Source organism: Haemophilus sputorum HK 2154 (genome assembly GCF_000287615.1).
In the GTDB taxonomy this organism is placed as follows: Bacteria; Pseudomonadota; Gammaproteobacteria; order Enterobacterales; family Pasteurellaceae; genus Haemophilus_A; species Haemophilus_A sputorum.
This window is the reverse complement of the sequence record NZ_ALJP01000009.1, coordinates 574,619-594,341: the sequence shown is the minus strand read 5'-3', so window position 1 is coordinate 594,341 and position 19,723 is coordinate 574,619. Positions and strand designations below refer to the sequence as shown.

Sequence of the window (19,723 nt, the reverse complement as noted above, 5' to 3'; positions counted from 1 at the left end):
AATTTACCTACCCATAAGAGTTATTTTTGATTTAGATCAATGTTTATTTTTACATCAGAAATTTATTCAAACGAACGGTGGTTTTATAGTGAAAAAGTGAATGCAAGCGGTCAGATTTTCTAAAAATTTTGTCAATTATTTATCACTTGTCAAAGCATGAATTAGTGAATTGTAGATTTTTTGCAAGCAGTGACTGAAAATGATAGGATAAGCACAACAGAATGTATGAGAAAATAAGTATGAAAGAGATTTTACGTATTGCAACTCGACAAAGCCCACTTGCGTTGTGGCAAGCCAATTTTGTGAAGGCAGAGTTAGAAAAATATCATCCAAATTTAACTGTTGAATTGGTAACTATGGTAACTAAAGGCGATGTGATTTTAGATACACCATTAGCCAAAATTGGCGGAAAAGGGTTGTTTGTTAAAGAGCTCGAATTAGCTTTATTAGAAGAACGTGCAGATATTGCGGTACATTCGATGAAAGATGTGCCCATGAGTTTCCCTGAAGGTTTAGGTTTAGCGGTAATTTGTGAACGTGAAGATCCGCGTGATGCGTTTGTTTCGAATCGCTATGCTTCATTAGCAGAATTACCGGAAGGCGCAATCGTTGGAACTTCTAGTTTGCGTCGTCAATGCCAGCTAATGGCGGCTTATCCGCATTTAACCGTTAAATCATTGCGTGGCAATGTAGGGACTCGTTTAAGTAAATTAGATAACGGCGAATATGATGCAATTATTTTAGCTTCAGCCGGTCTTATCCGTTTAGGAATGCCAGAACGGATTAAAAGCTTTATTTCTGTGGAAGACTCATTGCCAGCTGCAGGGCAAGGCGCAGTAGGAATTGAAACCCGTGTGAACGACACGCGTGTATTAAACTATCTTGCAAAACTTAATCATAATCCGACCGCTTGTTGTGTGATGGCAGAACGTGCGATGAACACTCGCTTACAGGGTGGTTGTCAGGTACCGATTGGTGGTTTTGCTACCTTAAATGGTGAGGAATTGGAGCTAAACGCGTTAGTTGGTAGCCTTGATGGTTCAACAATTATTCGAGCTTCAGGCAAAGCACACCAACGTGATGCAGAGCAGTTAGGCATTCGTATTGCAGAACAACTCTTAGCGCAAGGTGCAGATAAAATTTTGGCGGAAGTTTACGCTGAGTAGGTAAGCGAATGAATATTTTGGTTACCCGCCCCGATGAACGGGGACAAGCCTTAGTTGAGAGCTTAAATCAAGCGGGTATTTTTGCTTTACATCAGCCGCTATTTCAGTTTGAAAGTGGAAGAGAGTTACCTATTCTTTCAACGGTATTTAAACAGCTTTCTGCTGGAGACGCGGTAATTGCGGTATCAAAGATTGCGGTAGATTTTGCAACAGAAACACTTGCGCAAACAGGCTTTCATTTTCGTAGTGATTTACAATATTTTGCCGTAGGTCAGCAAACAGCTGCGTATTTCTCAGCAAAAATAGAGCAAACGGTTAAATATCCGATTGATAGTGAAAATAGTGAAGGGTTGTTAGCCTTGCCGGAAATGCAGCATTTATCCGATAAAAATGTGATCATTTTGCGTGCAGAAACTGGCCGAGAGCTTATGGCACAAACCTTGGTAACAAGGGGCGCATTAGTGCAGCATATTGAGTGTTATCGCCGTATGCCACTAGAAGAAAATATTGTTGAGAAACTTAGTCTTGCGAAACGTGTCGGTATTGATACGATTGTGGTAACCAGTGGGGAAATTTTAGATTTATTAGAAGCCTATACTGCAGAAGAAGATAAAGATTGGTTGCACAGTTGTCGTTTAATTGTGGTAAGCGAGCGAATTGCGCAAACTGCGGAAAATTTAGGTTGGTCTGCTGAGCAAATTATTGTTTCTCTTAGAGCAGATAACCAAAGTTTATTTGAGATAATTAGCCAACAAGTTCAATGAACTTAGATAAACCATGTACGAATTTTAACTCCAGAAGGGGATGACTATGTCAGAAAAAAAAGAAATGGATGAAAACCAAGTAACGCTTGATGAACAAGCGGTCGAATTGTCACAAAAATCTGCAAATACAGTAGATGCTCGTGATAATGAGACTCCAGCACCTGTCATTATTAAAAAAGGTGGGAATGCATTAGGTTTTCTTGCTTTATTAGTTGCATTGGGCGTAGGTGGTGCAGGTTATTTCTTCGGAAATGCAAAAGTTGCTGAGCTAGAAAGTGCTCTAGCAGCGGTGAACGCGAAAGCTAGCCAAGTTCGTACAGAAACTAAAGCACCTGAAATTAATTTAGATGCGGAAAGAGAGCAACTAGGGCAATTAGCAAAAGCTTATCAACAGGCAAATGAGCGTGTATTGCAATTAGAACAAGCACAAACAGCTTATACCAACCAAATTAACGGTTTGCAGTCGCAAATTCAACGTTTATTAAATGCAGGAACGCAGAACGATTCATCCGCATGGTTACTTTCTGATGCTGATTTCTTATTAAACAATGCACTACGTAAAGTGGTATTGGATAATGATATTGATACGGCAAAAAGTTTATTAGTTGAAGCGGATAGTGTCTTAAGTAAGTTAAATTTACAAGGCGTAAGTGCTGTGCGTAATGCTATTCAAGCAGATTTAACCGCCTTAAATGGCGTAAATAAAGTGGATCAGAATAGCTTGATGCAACATCTTACTGTGATGGCTAATCGCTTAGATGATCTGCCTATTTTAGAAAGTGATAGTGATACTTCGCTGGCTAAAACTGGTCAAGTGAGTGATTCTATTGACGATTGGCAGCAAAATTTAGAGAAAAGTGCTAATTCGTTTTTAGATAATTTTATTCGTGTCAGAGATCGTAATGCTTCGGAAGAAAAAGGCTTTGTTGCCCCAAATCAAGAAGTCTATTTGCGTGAGAACATCCGTTTACGTTTACAAATTGCGATTCTTGCGATTCCACGTCAACAAAATGAATTGTATAAAAAATCACTTGAAGCGGTTAGTACTTGGATTCGTAGTTATTTCGATACCAAAGATGATGCGGTGAAAGCTTTCTTAAAAGAACTTGACGAATTAAGTGAGCAATCGATTTATATTGATGCACCAGAAAAATTACAAAGTCTTATTTCGCTTGAGCAACTACTCAATAAAGCACCTCAACCAGTTGAAAAAGTGGAAATTAAAGCAGAGCAGAGCTTAAATACGCCAAGTAAACAAGAGGAAGTCAAAGCTTTAGAGCAAGCAAAACAAGATGAAGCACAATCTGCTTCTCCTGCTGCATCAGAAGCAACCGCTCAACCAGAAGCACAAGCGCAATAGGAGGCATTATGTTTAGAGTCCTATTTTTGATGTTGTTGGTGTTAATTGCTTTAATTGCCGGCCCTTATATTGCGAATACGCATGATTTAGTTCGTATTGAAACCAATACTAAAATTATTGAGATGCGGTTAATTTCACTCGTGATGTTCTTTGTGGGTGCAATGGCGGTGATTTACCTCATTGAATGGGCAATTAGCCGTTTTTGTCGATTAAGTAAAGGTTCTTATAACTGGTTCTTTAATCGCAAACAACGTAAAGCACAAAAAGAGACCTTAGAAGGGTTAATGCGAATGAGTGAAGGTGATTACTCTAAAGCAGAAAAACTCTTTAGTAAAAATGCGATGCATGCTGAAGAACCCGTGCTTAATCTGATTAAAGCTGCAGAAGCTGCACAGCAAAGCGGCGATGAATTTGGCGCGAACAAATATCTAATTGATGCAGGTAAACTTGCTGGAAACAACAATGTTGCCGTTGAACTTGCACGTGTACGTATTTTGATGTTACAAAATAAAGTACCGGCAGCACGTAGTGCAATTGATAGCTTATTAGAATTTGCTCCGAATAATTCGGAGGTATTGCGTTTAGCCATTCAGGTTTATCAAGCTTCAAAAGCTTATACTGCTTTAGATAGCATTTTAGAAAGTATTGGACAACGCAGTTTCTTATCCACAGAAGAGTATGAAAAACTTGAGCACCTAGTGGATGATGGCTTAATGGATGAAGTCATGAATGAGGCAGGTCAAGATGGATTACTCAGTTGGTGGAGTGCGCAACCAAGCCGTCGTTCTAAATCAATTTATGCGCAAGTCGGTTTAATTAAACGCTTAATTGATACGGATGATCATGTTTCAGCAGAAGAGTTTGCGTTAAAAGCAGTGAAGAAATATGAAGATGCTCAGCTTCTACCATTGCTGAATGAATTAACTCGCTTACAAGTAGATGCTGAAAGTAAACTGGTAAAAACGCTGGCTAAACGTGCAGAAAAAGCAGAAGAGCAATATCGCGATGATTATGCTCGTGCGTTAGGTTATATCTATGCAAGAGAAAGCTTGTTTGACAAAGCTAAGTTACAATTTGAGTTGTTGCTTAACCATAAAGAGTGTGTTGCTAACGATCGTATTATGGCGCTTTATGTTGCAGAGCAAGCTAAAGATCAAGCTTTAGTCGATCGTATTCAGGCAATTAACTTGCAATCAGCTAATATGGTGAAAGCACCTGAACCTGTGACAGAATAGTTTGTTAATTCGAAAAAATTAAATCACAACTTCATAATAAAGGGCTGAGTCCGATATGCTTTCGGATTCAGCCCTTTAATATTATTTGTAATGATATTTTTGCATTATTGCAGTAATTGCTTAGTTAATTGAATAACTTGTGTAATTTCATCAGAGGAGAGTTTGCCTTCTTTTACAAACTTAACTTTACCACTTTTATCTAATACGATAATCGCGCTCTCTTTTTCTTTTAATCCCCATGCTTTTTTTACAGTGCTGTTGTCATCTAGCACGACTTGGCTGTGGGGGTTTTCTTTTTTTCCTTTTTCTGCACTACTTTTTACAAACATACCTGTTCCGACGATAGCATCATCTGCGTTAATAATAGTCGTAGTTTGGTATTGTTGTTGATTAAAGTGTGCCGCTTTAATGGCATCGATAACAGCTTGGTTTTTTTCTTTTGCGGCACTTCTGCCAGCAAGGTGATGTACAATGCGCACTTTGCCACTGAGAGCGCTGCTATGCCATTGTTGGTAAGCCGCATCTTGTCCTTTTAAGGTAATTTCTCCAGCCTCACTCACGCTTGTTTGTGGAAGCATTTGATCAAGTTTTAATGAATGTGCCAGTGCTAAGGGTGAAAATAGCACTGAGCTACATAATAATACTAGTAATTGTTTTTTCATCTTATTTCCTATTCTTTGATAAAGGTAAAATTTAAAAAAGTGTTAATTCGTATGCTACCAGCTGCCACCAGCACCGCCACCACCGGAGGAACCACCGCCAAAGCTATCACCGCTGCCATGGCTACCGCCTCCAAAACTGCCGCCGCCGAAGCCACCACCAAAACCACCACTACGGCGACTATTGAGAATTACGCGTCCAAGTTGCTCTGCTGCGCTTGGGCTAACATAACGACTGCCACCTCTTGGGTAGAAGAGGATGAAGATGATAGCGCCCATAACAAGAAAGAAGAGTAATCCATCAATTTCATCAATACTGCTTTCTTCCTCTCCATAGCTTGCATAAGGTGCATATTCACCGTTAATTGCAGCCATAATTGCGGAAAGACCACTGGCAATACCTTCCGCATAGCGAGATTCTTTGAAATATGGCGTAATGTTGTGACGAATAATGGTTGCAGCCACAGCATCTGGTAATGCGCCTTCAATGCCTCGCCCTGTTGCAATAAACAGTTTGCGATCATTTTTAGCGACCAGTAACAACACGCCGTTGTTTTCATTGTTTTTGCTGCGTCCAATGCCCCATTTATTAAACAGATTAGTCGCATAAGTTGCGATGGCTTCACCTTGTGTGTCAGGAACGATGACTACAATAATTTGTGAACTGGTTTTAGCACGATTAGCAATCAGCGCATCTTCCAGCGTTCGCCATTCTTGTTGGCTAAGCGTGTTTTTGGTGTAATCTGTTACATAATAAAATGGATTTGGAGCATCAGGATAGGTTACCGCAGTTGCCGGTAGGCTGAAAAGCATGAGAACTAGCCACCACAAGCGGTGAAAAAATTTGGCTGTTTTGCAAATCATTTCAAGATCACCTCATTTGGAAGTTCATTACTATCATCATTTTGGTAAGGAAAATAGATAGCAAGTTGTTTGCTTACTTGTGTAATACCTTCGCAAATCGCTTGAGTGTAAGCTTTTTCCTGTAAATGTACTTTCATTGCATCATAAACTTGTTGCCAGAATGCTTGACCGACTTTTTCATGAATGCCAATATCGCCAATGACTGCAACATGGTGTGGCTTGAAAGCTAGATAAATCAATACACCATTACGAGCATTAGTTGCTTGCATGTTTAATTCATCAAATAGTTGTTCAGCACGAGCAAGAGCTGTCACATTTTTCGGTGCTTTACTTTCGACCACCACGCGTAATTCAGCGCTGGTTTGTTGTTCTAAATGAGAAATTGCCTGTTCGATTTTTTGAGTATCGACAGGCAATTTTTTATTGAAAAAAGGGAATAAAGACATGCTTTTCCTTAAAAAAGGGGGAGTTTATACTCCCCATTTGTTTTAGTTAAAATTTACCACAGGCGCTTTATCTGCCCCAGCTTCTGCTTTAAATTGTGGTTTCGCTTTAAAACCCATCAGCATCGCTGCAATTTTCGTTGGCATTTCACGCACTTGTTTGTTGTATTCTTTTACGGCATTGTTGTAAAGATTACGTTCAGTGTTAATGCGGTTTTCGGTGCCTTCTAATTGTGCTTGAAGATTTAAGAAACCTTCATGTGCTTTTAATTCTGGGTATTTTTCAACTGAAACTAATAAACGAGAAAGTGAAGAATTGACTTCTTGTTGAGCCGCTTGATATTTTGCCATTTCTTCTTCGCTTGCAGTGTTTGGATTGATAGTAATCGCAGTAGCTTTTGCGCGTGCATCAATAACCGCAGTGAGCGTTTCTTTCTCAAAATTCGCTTGACCTTTTACAGTGTTCACTAGATTAGGGATTAAATCTGCACGGCGTTGGTAAGCTGATTCAACATTACCCCATACAGAGTTAATATCTTCTTCTGCGCGCATTAAGTCATTATATTTGGTTAATGAATAACCGCCTAAAGCAATGACAGCAATGAGTAAAATGCCTAAAATCTTTTTCATAATAATATCCTAAATAAAAAGGTTTAAAAATCAGGCGAATTCTACGAGGAAGTGAGCTGATTTACCAATAAACTTACACAGTTTTGCATTAAACAAAACACCGAGCAGTGCTCGGTGTTTTTTCATCTTATTTTAAGCGTTCGAAGCCTTTTTCTAAATCATGGATTAAATCTTCTACGGCTTCTAAACCAATATGGACACGGACTAAGGTGCCAGTTAATTTACGTTCAATCGCAGGGCGGATACGTGCAATTTCAGCAGGTTGGTTGGCTAGAATGAGAGATTCAAAACCGCCCCATGAGTATGCCATAGAGAATATTTCAAAGTGATCTAAGAAATTCGCTAGTTGCTCATCTGTTAGCTTTTGGTAAAGTTCAAAAGAGAATAGACCGCTTGAACCTTTAAAGTCACGTTTAAAAAATTCGTGACCTGGGCAGCTTGGTAATGCTGGGTGATAAACTGCTTTGACTTCTGGGCGTTCAGCAAGCCATTTAGCCACTTGAATAGAACTTTCTTCATGTTGTTTTAAGCGAATGCCTAATGTACGCAAGCCACGAGCCGTAGTATAAGCCGAATCAGCATCAACCATTTGTCCCATCAGGTATGAACGTTCACGGAGTTGATCCCAACAACGTGCATTAGAAACTGCAGTACCAATCATCACATCAGAATGCCCAACAAGGTATTTGGTGCCAGCTTGAATTGAAATATCAATGCCAAATTCTAACGCAGGGAAAAGCACACCTGCTGCCCAAGTGTTATCAATCATAATCACGATATCTGGATTGACTGAACGTGCCGCTTGAACTAATGTTGGGACATCAGGCACTTCCATCGTGAGTGAACTTGGGCTTTCTAAAAATAGGACTTTTGTGTTTGGTTGAATAAGTGCTGCTAAGCCTTCACCAATCATCGGATCATAGAAAGTAGTGCTTACGCCTAAATTAGCCAAAATATGATTACAGAAGTCTTGAGTTGGCTCATATGCTGCACCTGTCATTAACACATGATCACCTTGTGAAACAAAGGCTAAAATTGCATTAGTCACAGCTGCTGCACCGCAAGGATAAAGATAACAACCTGCCCCGCCTTCTAGTTCGCACATTGCATCTTGAAGTGCAAAATGGGTTAAGGTACCGCGGCGACCGTAAAAGAGCTCGCCTTTATAACGGTTAAGCGTGGCATGTTTTTTATCTTTTACTGAATTAAAAACGAGTGATGAAGCACGTTGAATTACCGGGCTTACAGAGCCTTGGGTATAGCGTTGTTTGCGTCCTGCATGAACCAGTTTGGTTTCAAGACTTTGAGATTTTGACATAATGATTTCCTAAATGAGCAGTGCAAGCGGTCGATTTTGTAAATTTTTTTGCAAAATAGTAGGTTATTTTCTACAAAATCGAGGCTTTATTTATTTTCAAATTATTTGAATACAGAACGATATTGCGTTTTAGTGCGTTTGAATTGGCTTAATAAAACTAGTGCAAAGAAAACAGTAAATGCTGAGAATGCTAAAATTAACCATTGTGGCATTCCCCAGCCAAGCATTTGCCATTGGCTTTCGCTACAGTTCACTGGGCCTGGTGCAAAAATGCTAGGGAACCATTGATCAAATGGCATTGTTTGTGGAAAGTCTGGCTTGAATTCGCATTGATTCCATGGAGAAGGGTTTAGCTGGTAGTCTGTGTGACGGATAGCAATTAATAGCCCTTTAATTGCAGAAAAACCCCAAAGAATAATGGCTAACCATCTGAATAAAAATACACGTGGAGAGAGTAAAGCTATGCAAGCAGCAACAATTAAGCCTAAAATAGCAAGGCGTTCATAAACGCACATGACACAAGGTTGAAGCCCAAGTCCGTGTTGAAAATAAAGCCCAGTTGCTTCTAAACCTAGTGCAACTAATGCTAAAAAAAACCAAGCTGAGCGCTTGAGGGAACATTTTTTAAAATAAGCCAGCATATTTTTTCCTCATAAATCAAATGGTGCTATTGTAACTGATTTTGCGTATCGATGTGCAGATATTCTCCAGATAAAACGAAAAAGGGCGCACAAAAGTACGCCCTTCACTCTATTTTTATCGTATTGAATTAACGACTAATAATCCAACCCCATTGGGTCATCAATTCAGTTGCTTCTGGGAGTAAAAACTCCAAGCAAAGGAAGCCGACACCAGAAAGTACGATAGTGTAAGGAAGTGCCATGATAAACATTCTGCCATAAGAAAGGCGAATAAGCGGTGCAAATGCAGAGGTAAGTAGGAATAAAAATGCCGCTTGACCGTTTGGTGTTGCAACCGATGGTAAGTTGGTTCCAGTGTTAATTGCAGTCGCAATTAAGTCAAATTGCTCGCGATTTAATGCACCTGAAAGATAAGCACTTTTTGCTTCCGTAATGTAAACCGTACCCACGAACACGTTATCAGAAATCATTGAAAGTAAGCCGTTAAAGATATAGAACAATGATAATTGTGAGTGTGGATCAGCCGAAAGTACAAAGTGAATAATTGGTTTAAACAGTTGTAAATCGTTAATCACAGCCACAATTGAGAAGAAAACCACTAATAATGCACAAAATGGCATGGATTCTTGGAAAGAACGTCCAATTGTGTGTTCATCTGTTACCCCACAAAATGCAGTGGTTAAGATAATAACAGTTAACCCGATAATCCCCACATCAGCTAAATGCAAGGCAAGGCCAATAACTAGCCAAATTCCGATTAAACCTTGTAAAACTAATTTATAGCGATCTTGTGTGGACATTTTGCGCTCTTTAGATTGGTTATAACGAGCTAATACAACCCAAACTTTTTTCGGTAACTTCGCGCCATAACCAAATAGGCTGAAATGTTCAACAAGCAGACAAGTAATAATACCGCAAACAAGTACTGGAACACTGATTGGCGCGATGCGTAAGAAAAACTCCACAAAGCTCCATTCAGCTTGTCCAGCAATAATAAGGTTTTGTGGTTCGCCCACCATTGTCATTACGCCACCGAGTGCAGAACCAACGCCCGCGTGCATCAATAAGCTGCGTAAAAATGCACGGAATTGTTCTAAAATTTCTTTTTTACTGGTGATTTTATCGTCGTTGGTAATATCCGTTGAATCTTCAAAGTTATTGCCAGAAGCAACTTTATGATAAACCCCGTAGAAACCGGTACCAACGCTGATAATAACTGCAATAACTGTTAAAGCATCTAGGAAAGCTGAAAGGAAGGCGGCACTTAAGCAGAATGTCAGTGCAAGGCGTTTTTTAGAATGGACAACAATTAATAGTTTAGTGAAGGCATACAGCAGCAGTTGTTTCATAAAATAAATACCTGCTACCATAAACATCAATAATAAAATAACATCAAAGTTTGCCATCACTTCTTCTTTTATATGATGCGGTGAGGTCATGCCAATCACTACTGCTTCAATAGTGAGTAAACCGCCTGGTTGAAGTGGATAACATTTTAGTGCCATCGCTAAGGTAAAAATAAATTCAGCAACTAAGAGCCATCCTGCAGCAAAAGGGCTAATTGCGTAATAAATGATTGGATTAGCGATTAAAAATGCAATAATGCAATATTTATACCAAATAGGACTTTTCCCTAAAAAACTTTTAAAGAAAACGTTTACGCCATGCATAAGTAAAACCTCTGTCAATCTTGTCAGAATATATTAAGTATTTGTAATATAATCCTGTTTCCTTCATAATACAACTGTACTAATTTTTATTGGTGCCCAAAATTAAAAAAATCTAACAAATCATTGTTTTATATCTAATTTTTAGGCATTTTTTGCCTTATTTTTTATTTGAGAACGCATTTTCATGGAACAATCTTTTATCTTAAAAGCGCAAAGTCCGGCAGCATTAGCTGAAGAATATATTGTCAAAAGTATTTGGGAAAATAAGTATCCAGCAGGAACTGAATTGCCGGCAGAACGTGAGCTTGCTGATAAAATAGGGGTTACACGTACAACCTTGCGTGAAGTATTGCAACGATTAGCGCGTGATGGTTGGTTAACGATTCAACACGGTAAAGCGACACGTGTAAATGACATTTGGCAAAGTGCGGGCCCGAATGTACTGAATACAGTATTAAAATTAGATCACACGCTTGCACCAGTGATTGTTTCTAATGTGTTATCACTTCGTACACGTATGGCGGAATACTATGTGCGTGAGGCAGTAAAAATTTCTCCAAAAGATTCATTGGCATTGTTTGCACCATTAGCGGAATTAGCTGATACGCCAGAAGCTTATGTTGAATTTGATTATAATTTATTCCGTCAATTTACTTTTATTGCGAATAAACCAGTTTATGCGTTGGTGTTAAATAGTTTTAGAAGCATGTATTTGCAAGTGGCCTCACTATTTTTCCAAAATGCGCAAGCTAGAGAATTGACGTTACAATTTTATTTACAATTACAGAAATTGTGTGAAGCAGGTGATTACAATGGTGTGATGGAATGTATCATTCGTAATCGCCACGAAAGCGGACAATTTTGGAGCGCGATTTTACAATCGTTGCCAGAAAGCTTCGGAGAGAATAAATAACCTTTTATGTCAAACCAATCTGTTAGTTTTACATTAGCCCCTGAAGATAATGCTTGCCTACAGTCACTCTGTGGTGCATTTGATGAGCATCTTACCCTAATTGAAAAGAGCTTTAACCTTGTCATCGCACGACAAGGTTTTGCTTTTACCTTACAAACCGAAGAAGAAAATCATCACAGCCTTTCGTTACTACAAAATAGTGCCAAGTTGATTAAACAACTCTATAACGATACTGCACCAATTAAAGGAAAAATCAAACAGCTTGATTTAGAAGATGTACATTTGGCCATTCAAGAAAGCCGAATGTTATTACAGAACCATTGGCAAGGTTTATCTCAAGGTGAAATTGCGATTAAAACTAAACGAGGTGTGATTAAACCTCGTGGAGAACACCAGCAAGCCTATTTACGTAATATTTTAAGCCACGATATTAGCTTCGGGATTGGGCCTGCCGGGACTGGGAAAACTTTCTTGGCGGTTGCTGCTGCAGTAGAATCATTAGAACGCCAGGAAATTCGCCGTATTTTATTAACTCGCCCCGCGGTGGAAGCTGGCGAGAAATTGGGTTTTTTACCGGGTGATTTAGGACAAAAAATTGAGCCTTATTTACGTCCGCTTTACGATGCTTTATTTGAAATGCTAGGCTTTGAAAAAGCACAAAAACTGATGGAGCGGAATGTGATTGAAATTGCTCCGTTAGCTTATATGCGTGGGCGCACCTTAAATGATGCTTTTATTATTTTAGATGAGAGTCAAAATACAACTATTGAACAGATGAAAATGTTCTTAACTCGTATTGGCTTTAATTCTAAAGCCGTAATTACTGGTGATGTCACGCAAGTAGATTTACCTCGTAGCCAAAAATCAGGCTTAAAGCATGCAATGGAAGTATTAAAAGAGGTAAAAGAATTAAGTTTTAACTTTTTTGATAGCCACGATATTGTTCGACATCCTGTTGTTGCTAAAATTGTGCAAGCTTATGATGTATGGGAAGCTGAAGATGAAATTCGCCAAGCCCAACGTAAAGCAGAGCAGCAGCGACAAAAGCTTGAAGCAGAACAAACACGAATCCTTGCTCAAGCTGAGCAGTTATAGATTAGCCCAACTAAAAAAGCCTTATTCATAGTGAATAAGGCTTTTTTGTGATTAACCGAAACGGAAGAATTACTCTTCTGGGAATTTCGCTTCTAGTTCATCCACTAATTTATCATATAGTGATTCTTTCTCTTTTGCTTTGTTCTGCGCATCACTGATTTTATTCATATTGTCAATTGATGGCGATTTTGCTTGTGATAAGTACACTTGGTTAGTTGCTTTTTCGGCTTCAATATAATCTTTATATAAACCGATAAGTGGTGTTGCTTCGGCAGATTGAATGCCTAACGCATCTAATTCTGCTAAGTATTCAGCAGATTTTTTATCAAATTCTGCAATCGCAGCTTCTGTTTTCGCTACATCATTAGTACCCATAGCTTGAACAATCGCATCAGTTGCTGCGTTTACTTTGTCACGAGTAACTTCTTCCCACTCACTAAATTTTTTCACATCTTGAGCTTGTTGAGATGCTGCAAAAGCATTAACAGACATTAATGTAAGTGCAGAAACAGCTGCGATTTTGAAAAGTTTTTTCATACTAAAATACCTTTTAAAAGTAAAAATGGAAAATAATTTGCATAAAACTTTATGCATTAGTATGCATTAGTATGCATTAGTATGCATTAGTATGCATTAGTATGCATTAGTATGCATTAGTAGGTTATTAAACATTATCATTTCAGTCAACTATAATTTTGTAAATTTGACTAAAATCATCGGAATTAGGCAATTTCAGCTATTGTTTGGCTGATTTTTAAACAAAAACACCTTCGAGTGATTACTCAAAGGTGTTTTGTTTGATAAAAATTTTGCAAAAAAGCAGATAAATTTAACCGCTTGTCGTTTAAGTCTGACTAAAACGGAGATAGAAAGTGATCTCAAAACTGCTTTCATTTAAACGATATTGCTCAGCCAAATTCGGGCCACATGAGTTAGAGCCGATACCACTCATTTTATAGTCGAGGCTTAAAATAGTATGACCAGAATGTTCCAAATCATAGCAGTGCGTTTTTTCTGTGAGCATTTCTGCGGTATAAGGCGATAAATTAAAGCTAAATGGTGCGCTAGCCCAAGCCATCAATGCGTCAGATTTGACATAATAGCAGCCCCAATGACTGCCATTTTCTTGCGGTTTGACATAGTCGGTATGATTTTTTATCGCATCAGTGCGGTAAATACCGAGTTTCGCCAGATGGTGCTTGTCAATGTAGCTTTCATCTTCCCCATAGCCAAAGTATTCCACTTCGCCTAAATTTTTCGGTAAATAGCAACGTAAGCCAAAACGCGGTAAAAATGGCAAATGTGCAGGGCGCTGTGCTTGAATTTGTATACTTAATTGCCCATTTGCCAGCAAGGTATAACAGAGGTCCAAATTCAAAATGCGACCACGCGCAACACTAAGTATTGCAGATTTCACACGAATTTCGACCGCTTGTGATAAATGGTTAATGGTTGTTTGGTAAGCTCTGGTATATGCATTATCGTAGCCTGCATTTTGCCATGTATGGCGGATAAGGCGATCGTTATCAGTTGGTGCGCGCCAAATTTGAAAATCTAGAGGCTGTTCAATTTGTGCTTTGCCCGCTTTTTCAATTTTGCTAAAAATCCCTTTCTGTTTATCAAATTGATACATCCATTCCTGATTGTCAATCTTGATAAATTGCGCGCTTTCTTCAATTTTAAATTGTGTTCGTATGCTAGCAAGCGGTGCAATTTTGAAGACATTTTGCGAATAAATGTTGAGTTGATCGAAACCTAATTCATGACCAGCTGGCAATAATGCAGTTTCTTCATTTTGCTGGTAAGAGAGATTGATTAACCAATGAGAACCGTTGTTTTCCGGTAAAATTATCGGCAGTTGCACTTCTGCTTGAGCAGGGCAATTCACCTGCAATTTACCAGATTGCATCGGCATGCCATTTTCTAACCATTGATAGTGAATAGAAAGCGTGTTTAGATCACTGAAATCAAAATAGTTAGTCAGTATGATTTTGCCATCTTGATAACATGCACGAACCTGGCGGTTGACATTTTTGAGTTCACGCAAATTGCTGTGTGGAATACGATCTGGCGAGACTAAGCCATCCATACAGAAATTGCCATCATTAGGGCTATCACCAAAATCGCCACCGTAACCAAATTGCCCGTTTTCGCGATAAGGTGCATGATCGCACCATTCCCACACGAATCCCCCACAGGCAAGAGGGGAATGATGAAAGGCTTGCCAATAATCTTCTGCATCACCATTTGAATTGCCCATAGCGTGACTATATTCGCAGAGTAAGAATGGCTTAGATTGAGGTTGTTGACAATAGCGCTCAATATCTTGCGGCGAGCCATACATTTCGCTGTAAAAATCTAAGTGTTGTAAGTCGTTTTTATGTTGGCTATGTTGGTAGATAGCACTTTCATAATGTAGCAATCGGCTCGGATCGCGGGCTTTAATCCAAGCTGCAGCCGCTTCAAAGTTTTCACCATAACCCGATTCATTACCGAGAGACCAAATCAGAACAGAAGTACGATTTTTATCCCGTTCAATATTGGCTTTTTGGCGGTCTAAAATGGCTTGTTTAAATTGCGGATCTCGGGCGAAATAGCAAAAATTATCGATAGTTTCTTGGCGAATCCGTGCCGTTTCCAAATCATTTTCATGGTTAAGCAATATACTGGGTTCAGGTTGGCGAACAGTGAGCATGCTTGCACCGTGGGATTCCACATCACTTTCGCTAATCAAATAAAACCCTAGCTTATCGCATAGCTCACTAAACCAAGGCGCATTAGGATAATGCGCCGTGCGGATAGCATTGATGTTATGTTGCTTCATCAACTTTAGGTCAGTTAAGGCTTGTGCATAGCTAATGGTATAGCCGGTTTTCGGGTCGCTATCGTGGCGGTTTACACCTTTAAATTTAATGGGCTGCCCGTTTAAAAGTAGCACGCCTGCTTTGACTTCAATTTTTCGAAAGCCGATTTTTTGGACGATAACTTCGTCGTTATCACGCAGAATTAAGGTATAAAGCAAAGGATTTTCTGCTTGCCATAATTGCACATTTGCAATTTTTTCTTCTAAATTGACCGCTTGTTGGCGGAAAATCTCAACATTTTGTGGAGAAAGTAACTGAATATCTAATGCGCGTGATTCATTGATAAATGTTGTTTCAAGCGAAATTGTTGCCTCATTAAGCGTTTCATTAAGCGTGTAACGAATAAAGAAATCTTGTAGATAGTTCGCTTGGCGACTAAGTAGATAAACATCACGGAAAATACCAGACATTCTGAATTTATCTTGATCTTCTAAATAGCTGCCATCACACCATTTCAACACGACAGCGTACAAGCTGTTTTGGCCATGGTGAACATAATCGGTAATATCAAATTCAGCTGTCGCATGGCTCACTTGGCTGTAACCAACAAATTGCTCGTTGATATAGAGGTAAATACAGGCATCGACACCTTCAAAGTTAAGCAAGTAACGTTGCTCGCGTTGTGGGGACCATTCAAAATGGCGATGGTATAAACCACAAGGTGTTCGATGCGGTACGAATGGCGGATCAAACGGGAATGGATAGTTAATATTTGTATAATGGTGTTGGTCGAAACCATGATTTTGCCAATTAGACGGCACTGGAATTTGCTGGCTGAAAGATTGCTTTAAGAAATCTTCAGGCAAATCGTGATAGCTTGGATAATAATGAAAATCCCAATCGCCATTGAGTGAGGTGAAATAATCCGAGGCTTCTCGTTCTTCAGTCGTCTCTAATCTTTGATGCGGAATAAAATAAGCGTGATGCGGCGTGGTATTGAGGTGCAATACGCTTGGATCTTCAAAATAGTGAGGCAAAATCATCCCGTTGCTCCATTCAACTTAGAAGTCAAAATTGTAGTGAATATAGTGCTGATAAGGTTCATTCGCTTGGCTAATGCCACCGTATTGCGCTAATTCTGGTTGATTTGGACTGTTTGGGAAAAATTCTGGTTCCAGTGCAACGCCTGCATAATCAACATAGTGCCCATCGTTTAAATCTGGTTGTCCGGCTAACCAATTTCCGGTGTAAATTTGAATGGCTGGGTAGCTAGTCTCTAGTGTTAGACGTAGGTCATCAACGGCTAAACAAGCGGTCGGATTTTGGTTATTTTTTGCAATAAGGAATGCGTGATCGTAGCCTTTTACTGCTTGCTGATCAGCATCTTTCAATAAATCTTGTCCGAGCAATTTAGGCTGGCGAAAATCAAATCCTGTTCCAGCTACAGCGGTTAAAGGTGCATTCGGAATGCCCGTTGTATCCACAGGGAGATATTGTTCTGCATTTAATTGCAGCTGGTGCTGAGTAATGGTCTTTTCGCCATTTAAATTAAAATAGGCATGGTTGGTTAAACAAAGCGGTGTAGCGCCACTTGCTTTTGCATCATAATCAATCGTCACCGTTTTTTCGTGTAAGCGATAAGTGACTGTTGCTTGAACTTCTGATCCAAATCCTTCCTCACCATCCGCAAAAGTATAAGCAAATGTGACCGCTTGTGGCTGTTGGTTAACAACTTGCCAATGAACGTGGCTACCACCAATCTTGCCACCATGTAGGTTGTTTTCCCCATTGTTAGCAGCTAATTGATAATGTTGTTGATTTAATTGATAACGGGCATGCGCAATTCGGTTGGCGTAGCGTCCAATGGTTGCACCAAAATAGGCACTGTTTTCTTGCCAGCGCGCTGGTGTGGTGGTAATTAAGATTTCACGATCGCCGCTGGGATGTTTCACGACACATGACAGCCAAGAAGCGCCAAAATTAGAGAGTGTAATTTTTAGATAATCGTTTTCTAACAAAAAGGTTTGCATACGGATTCCTCCTTTGCCCGTATCTTACAAATGGCTTGATGTTAAGGTTAACAATGGTCTTTTAAAAGCTGAAATATTTGAAAATGTGAACCAAGTCACATTTTCAATGAAGGGAGGAATAATTAAGATTAAACGACTGCGCGAATAGTGGATTCGTCCATTTCTGCATCAAAGGCTTGGCAGAGTTTTTGTAATTTTTCGTCTTTTAATAAGGCATTTTTGGCATCTAGTGTAAGCTGTTCAAAAATAGCACGGCGAATTTCTAATGGGGTTTTATGATTAGCGCTTTCCCCAATAGTGAGTTGATAATCAAAGCCTTTAGTTGCTAATGCATTGGCTAGACTTTGACGAGATTCTTCATTGTCTAAGTGTGCCATATTCGGCTTTAACACTAATTGGAGTTGATTACCTTGCTTCTCACTTAAATAGCTGTTTAATGCTACTTGGCGAGAAAGTCCGCCTAATTTGAGTTCATTGACAATGGCGCACCATTCATCTTGCTCACACGAAAGTGCGATCGTTTTTTCCACCAATTCTGGTGTGCGTTCTTGCAAAATGGCTTGTTTAATATCAGACGGCTTTGCTGCTTCTGCTTGATTTTCTAATTCAGGATTGAGCCATGTCCAACGATATTCTTCATCGTTAAGTGGGGCAGTAGGTTTGGAAACAACCGGTTTTTCCTCTATTTCAGGTTGTGCCAATTGCATCAGCCGACTTTGTAGGTTATTTGTGCCAGTTTTAGTTGATACAGCTGGTTTCGCTATTGGCTCAGGCTTTTTTTTTTCGGTTTGAGCTAGTTGAGCTTGTTTTTCTTGCAGCTGTTTACGCGCTTGCATTGCAGCAAGCGCAGGGGAGATTTCAGGACTGCTTGGTCGAGCCACTTGAACTGGTGGTGTTGCTGCTTGAACAGACTGAACTGGAGCACGTTTTTCCACTTGCGCTTTTAATTGCGCTAAATTTTGGCTAGGTGTAGTTGCTGCCACTGGTGCTGGGTTTACTGTTTGCGCAGGTGTTACCACAGGTGCGGCAAGAGCTATCGGCTGGTTTATTTCAGCGGTTCGTTTCGGGTGGAATGCCAGTGCACGAAGCAAGGTCATTTCTACGCCTGCACGTAAATCTGGTGCATAAGCCAGCTCTTTTTTCCCAACAAGCATCAGTTGATAGAGAAATTGAACTTCTTCCGGTGCAATCAATTTAGCAAGGAAGTCTAACGTACTATTTTCTTCATGCGGTTTGAGGAGTTGACGCATGGCAATATTATGCAATGTTTCAGCCACATCATTGAGCAGTTGTTGCCAATCAACGCCTTTTTTAGCCACGGCTTGCACAATCGCCATTGTTTTTTCGCCATCGGCTTGAGCGAGTGCAGTAACGAGTTCAATAGGTTGGTTATCATCAATTAAGCCCAACATTTGTTGAACAGTAGTCAAACGAATATCCGCATTGCTCACTGCAATCGCTTGATCGGTCAGACTTAATGCATCACGAATACTTCCTTGTGCAGCTTTTGCCAGTTTTTCTACGGCACTAGGCTCATAAGGAATCTGTTCGTGATTTAAAATGAATTCTAAATGTGCAGCAATTTGCGGTGCTTCTAATGCACGCAAGTGAAATTGCATACAACGAGATAAAATCGTGATTGGGAGTTTTTGTGGATCGGTTGTCGCCAGTAAGAATTTAACGTATTCTGGTGGCTCTTCCAACGTTTTTAATAAGGCATTAAAACTATGACGAGAGAGCATATGCACTTCGTCAATTAGATAAACTTTAAAACGTCCAACTGTTGGTTTGTATTGTACGTTATCGAGTAATTCGCGCGTATCTTCAACTTTAGTACGAGAGGCTGCATCGATTTCAATTAAATCAATAAAGCGCCCCTCTTCAATGGCTTTACAGTTGGCGCATTCACCACATGGTGTAGCGGTAATGCCAGTTTCGCAGTTTAACCCTTTTGCGAATAATCGTGCGATCGAAGTTTTGCCCACGCCACGCGTGCCTGAGAAAAGATAAGCATGGTGAAGTCTGCCTTCACGCAAGCTGTTTTCTAAAGCAGAGAGTACGTGCTGCTGTCCGACAACTTCTGAGAAACGTTGCGGGCGCCATTTGCGGGCTAAAACTTGATAGCTCATTG

17 protein-coding genes are annotated in these 19,723 nt (G+C 39.7%); 6 read left to right on the top strand and 11 right to left on the bottom strand.

The window, feature by feature from the left end; translation table 11 throughout:
* Nucleotides 1–239: 239 nt before the first annotated feature.
* The 4 genes from hemC to HMPREF1128_RS05275 are packed head-to-tail and all read left to right on the top strand — an operon-like array spanning nt 240 to nt 4,525.
* Entirely contained in the window at nt 240–1,166 is a 927-nt protein-coding gene (gene hemC, locus HMPREF1128_RS05290) for a hydroxymethylbilane synthase (protein WP_010129722.1), read from the top strand.
* Between the two features lie 8 nt (nt 1,167–1,174).
* A complete protein-coding gene (locus HMPREF1128_RS05285) occupies nt 1,175–1,930 on the top strand; it encodes a uroporphyrinogen-III synthase (RefSeq protein ID WP_007525288.1) in 756 nt (251 codons plus the stop codon).
* Between the two features lie 46 nt (nt 1,931–1,976).
* The gene (locus tag HMPREF1128_RS05280) at nt 1,977–3,290 is read left to right on the top strand and encodes a uroporphyrinogen-III C-methyltransferase (protein ID WP_007525545.1); all 1,314 of its coding nucleotides are present in this window, start codon (nt 1,977–1,979) and stop codon (nt 3,288–3,290) included.
* Between the two features lie 8 nt (nt 3,291–3,298).
* Entirely contained in the window at nt 3,299–4,525 is a 1,227-nt protein-coding gene (locus HMPREF1128_RS05275; RefSeq protein WP_007524052.1) for a heme biosynthesis protein HemY, read from the top strand.
* Nucleotides 4,526–4,629: 104 nt separating this feature from the next.
* On the opposite strand, the gene HMPREF1128_RS05270 is transcribed toward HMPREF1128_RS05275, so the two are convergent.
* From HMPREF1128_RS05270 to nhaB, 7 genes are all read right to left on the bottom strand, one after another.
* Complete coding sequence (locus tag HMPREF1128_RS05270; RefSeq protein WP_007525239.1) at nt 4,630–5,187, bottom strand: YtfJ family protein; 558 nt, start codon at nt 5,185–5,187, stop codon at nt 4,630–4,632.
* Between the two features lie 54 nt (nt 5,188–5,241).
* The gene (locus tag HMPREF1128_RS05265) at nt 5,242–6,048 is read right to left on the bottom strand and encodes a TPM domain-containing protein (protein ID WP_010129725.1); all 807 of its coding nucleotides are present in this window, start codon (nt 6,046–6,048) and stop codon (nt 5,242–5,244) included.
* Nucleotides 6,045–6,494, bottom strand: coding sequence for a TPM domain-containing protein (locus HMPREF1128_RS05260; protein WP_007524054.1), 450 nt, complete (start codon nt 6,492–6,494; stop codon nt 6,045–6,047). The genes HMPREF1128_RS05265 and HMPREF1128_RS05260 overlap by 4 nt, the downstream gene beginning before the upstream one ends.
* Before the next feature lie 42 nt (nt 6,495–6,536).
* Nucleotides 6,537–7,121, bottom strand: coding sequence for a LemA family protein (locus HMPREF1128_RS05255; RefSeq protein WP_007525059.1), 585 nt, complete (start codon nt 7,119–7,121; stop codon nt 6,537–6,539).
* Nucleotides 7,122–7,248: 127 nt separating this feature from the next.
* A complete protein-coding gene (gene metC / locus HMPREF1128_RS05250; protein ID WP_007524378.1) occupies nt 7,249–8,439 on the bottom strand; it encodes a cystathionine beta-lyase in 1,191 nt (396 codons plus the stop codon).
* A gap of 101 nt (nt 8,440–8,540) precedes the next feature.
* The gene (dsbB, locus tag HMPREF1128_RS05245; RefSeq protein WP_007525416.1) at nt 8,541–9,080 is read right to left on the bottom strand and encodes a disulfide bond formation protein DsbB; all 540 of its coding nucleotides are present in this window, start codon (nt 9,078–9,080) and stop codon (nt 8,541–8,543) included.
* A 128-nt stretch (nt 9,081–9,208) separates the two neighbouring features.
* Nucleotides 9,209–10,750, bottom strand: a complete 1,542-nt coding sequence (gene nhaB, locus HMPREF1128_RS05240) for a sodium/proton antiporter NhaB (protein ID WP_007525259.1) — start codon at nt 10,748–10,750, stop codon at nt 9,209–9,211.
* Between the two features lie 184 nt (nt 10,751–10,934).
* Here nhaB and fadR point away from each other — a divergent pair, with 184 nt between their 5' ends.
* Together fadR and HMPREF1128_RS05230 are read left to right on the top strand one after the other, a co-directional pair.
* Nucleotides 10,935–11,663, top strand: a complete 729-nt coding sequence (gene fadR, locus HMPREF1128_RS05235; protein WP_007524159.1) for a fatty acid metabolism transcriptional regulator FadR — start codon at nt 10,935–10,937, stop codon at nt 11,661–11,663.
* Nucleotides 11,664–11,669: 6 nt separating this feature from the next.
* Nucleotides 11,670–12,758: a PhoH family protein gene (locus HMPREF1128_RS05230; protein ID WP_007524047.1), complete on the top strand. Its 1,089-nt coding sequence runs from the start codon at nt 11,670–11,672 to the stop codon at nt 12,756–12,758.
* A 69-nt stretch (nt 12,759–12,827) separates the two neighbouring features.
* Here HMPREF1128_RS05230 and HMPREF1128_RS05225 read toward each other — a convergent pair whose 3' ends face one another.
* The 4 genes from HMPREF1128_RS05225 to dnaX all read right to left on the bottom strand — a co-directional run bounded on the left by HMPREF1128_RS05225 (nt 12,828) and on the right by dnaX (nt 19,721).
* Nucleotides 12,828–13,295, bottom strand: coding sequence for a hypothetical protein (locus HMPREF1128_RS05225; RefSeq protein WP_007524306.1), 468 nt, complete (start codon nt 13,293–13,295; stop codon nt 12,828–12,830).
* Nucleotides 13,296–13,602: 307 nt separating this feature from the next.
* Entirely contained in the window at nt 13,603–16,605 is a 3,003-nt protein-coding gene (locus tag HMPREF1128_RS05220; RefSeq protein WP_007524491.1) for a glycoside hydrolase family 2 TIM barrel-domain containing protein, read from the bottom strand.
* Nucleotides 16,606–16,623: 18 nt separating this feature from the next.
* Nucleotides 16,624–17,592 (bottom strand): galactose-1-epimerase, encoded by a 969-nt coding sequence (locus HMPREF1128_RS05215; RefSeq protein ID WP_007524729.1) that lies wholly within the window; start codon nt 17,590–17,592, stop codon nt 16,624–16,626.
* 128 nt (nt 17,593–17,720) lie between these two features.
* Complete coding sequence (dnaX, locus tag HMPREF1128_RS05210) at nt 17,721–19,721, bottom strand: DNA polymerase III subunit gamma/tau (protein WP_007524855.1); 2,001 nt, start codon at nt 19,719–19,721, stop codon at nt 17,721–17,723.
* Between the last annotated feature and the right edge of the window lie 2 nt (nt 19,722–19,723).

Coding starts and splice junctions, on each gene's coding strand:
- HMPREF1128_RS05270 (WP_007525239.1), bottom strand. CDS start 5,187: ATGAAAAAACAATTACTAGTATTATTATGTAGCTCAGTGCTATTTTCA.
- hemC (WP_010129722.1), top strand. CDS start 240: ATGAAAGAGATTTTACGTATTGCAACTCGACAAAGCCCACTTGCGTTG.
- nhaB (WP_007525259.1), bottom strand. CDS start 10,750: ATGCATGGCGTAAACGTTTTCTTTAAAAGTTTTTTAGGGAAAAGTCCT.
- dsbB (WP_007525416.1), bottom strand. CDS start 9,080: ATGCTGGCTTATTTTAAAAAATGTTCCCTCAAGCGCTCAGCTTGGTTT.
- HMPREF1128_RS05285 (WP_007525288.1), top strand. CDS start 1,175: ATGAATATTTTGGTTACCCGCCCCGATGAACGGGGACAAGCCTTAGTT.
- dnaX (WP_007524855.1), bottom strand. CDS start 19,721: ATGAGCTATCAAGTTTTAGCCCGCAAATGGCGCCCGCAACGTTTCTCA.
- HMPREF1128_RS05280 (WP_007525545.1), top strand. CDS start 1,977: ATGTCAGAAAAAAAAGAAATGGATGAAAACCAAGTAACGCTTGATGAA.
- HMPREF1128_RS05260 (WP_007524054.1), bottom strand. CDS start 6,494: ATGTCTTTATTCCCTTTTTTCAATAAAAAATTGCCTGTCGATACTCAA.
- HMPREF1128_RS05220 (WP_007524491.1), bottom strand. CDS start 16,605: ATGATTTTGCCTCACTATTTTGAAGATCCAAGCGTATTGCACCTCAAT.
- HMPREF1128_RS05275 (WP_007524052.1), top strand. CDS start 3,299: ATGTTTAGAGTCCTATTTTTGATGTTGTTGGTGTTAATTGCTTTAATT.
- HMPREF1128_RS05215 (WP_007524729.1), bottom strand. CDS start 17,592: ATGCAAACCTTTTTGTTAGAAAACGATTATCTAAAAATTACACTCTCT.
- fadR (WP_007524159.1), top strand. CDS start 10,935: ATGGAACAATCTTTTATCTTAAAAGCGCAAAGTCCGGCAGCATTAGCT.
- HMPREF1128_RS05225 (WP_007524306.1), bottom strand. CDS start 13,295: ATGAAAAAACTTTTCAAAATCGCAGCTGTTTCTGCACTTACATTAATG.
- HMPREF1128_RS05255 (WP_007525059.1), bottom strand. CDS start 7,121: ATGAAAAAGATTTTAGGCATTTTACTCATTGCTGTCATTGCTTTAGGC.
- HMPREF1128_RS05265 (WP_010129725.1), bottom strand. CDS start 6,048: ATGATTTGCAAAACAGCCAAATTTTTTCACCGCTTGTGGTGGCTAGTT.
- metC (WP_007524378.1), bottom strand. CDS start 8,439: ATGTCAAAATCTCAAAGTCTTGAAACCAAACTGGTTCATGCAGGACGC.
- HMPREF1128_RS05230 (WP_007524047.1), top strand. CDS start 11,670: ATGTCAAACCAATCTGTTAGTTTTACATTAGCCCCTGAAGATAATGCT.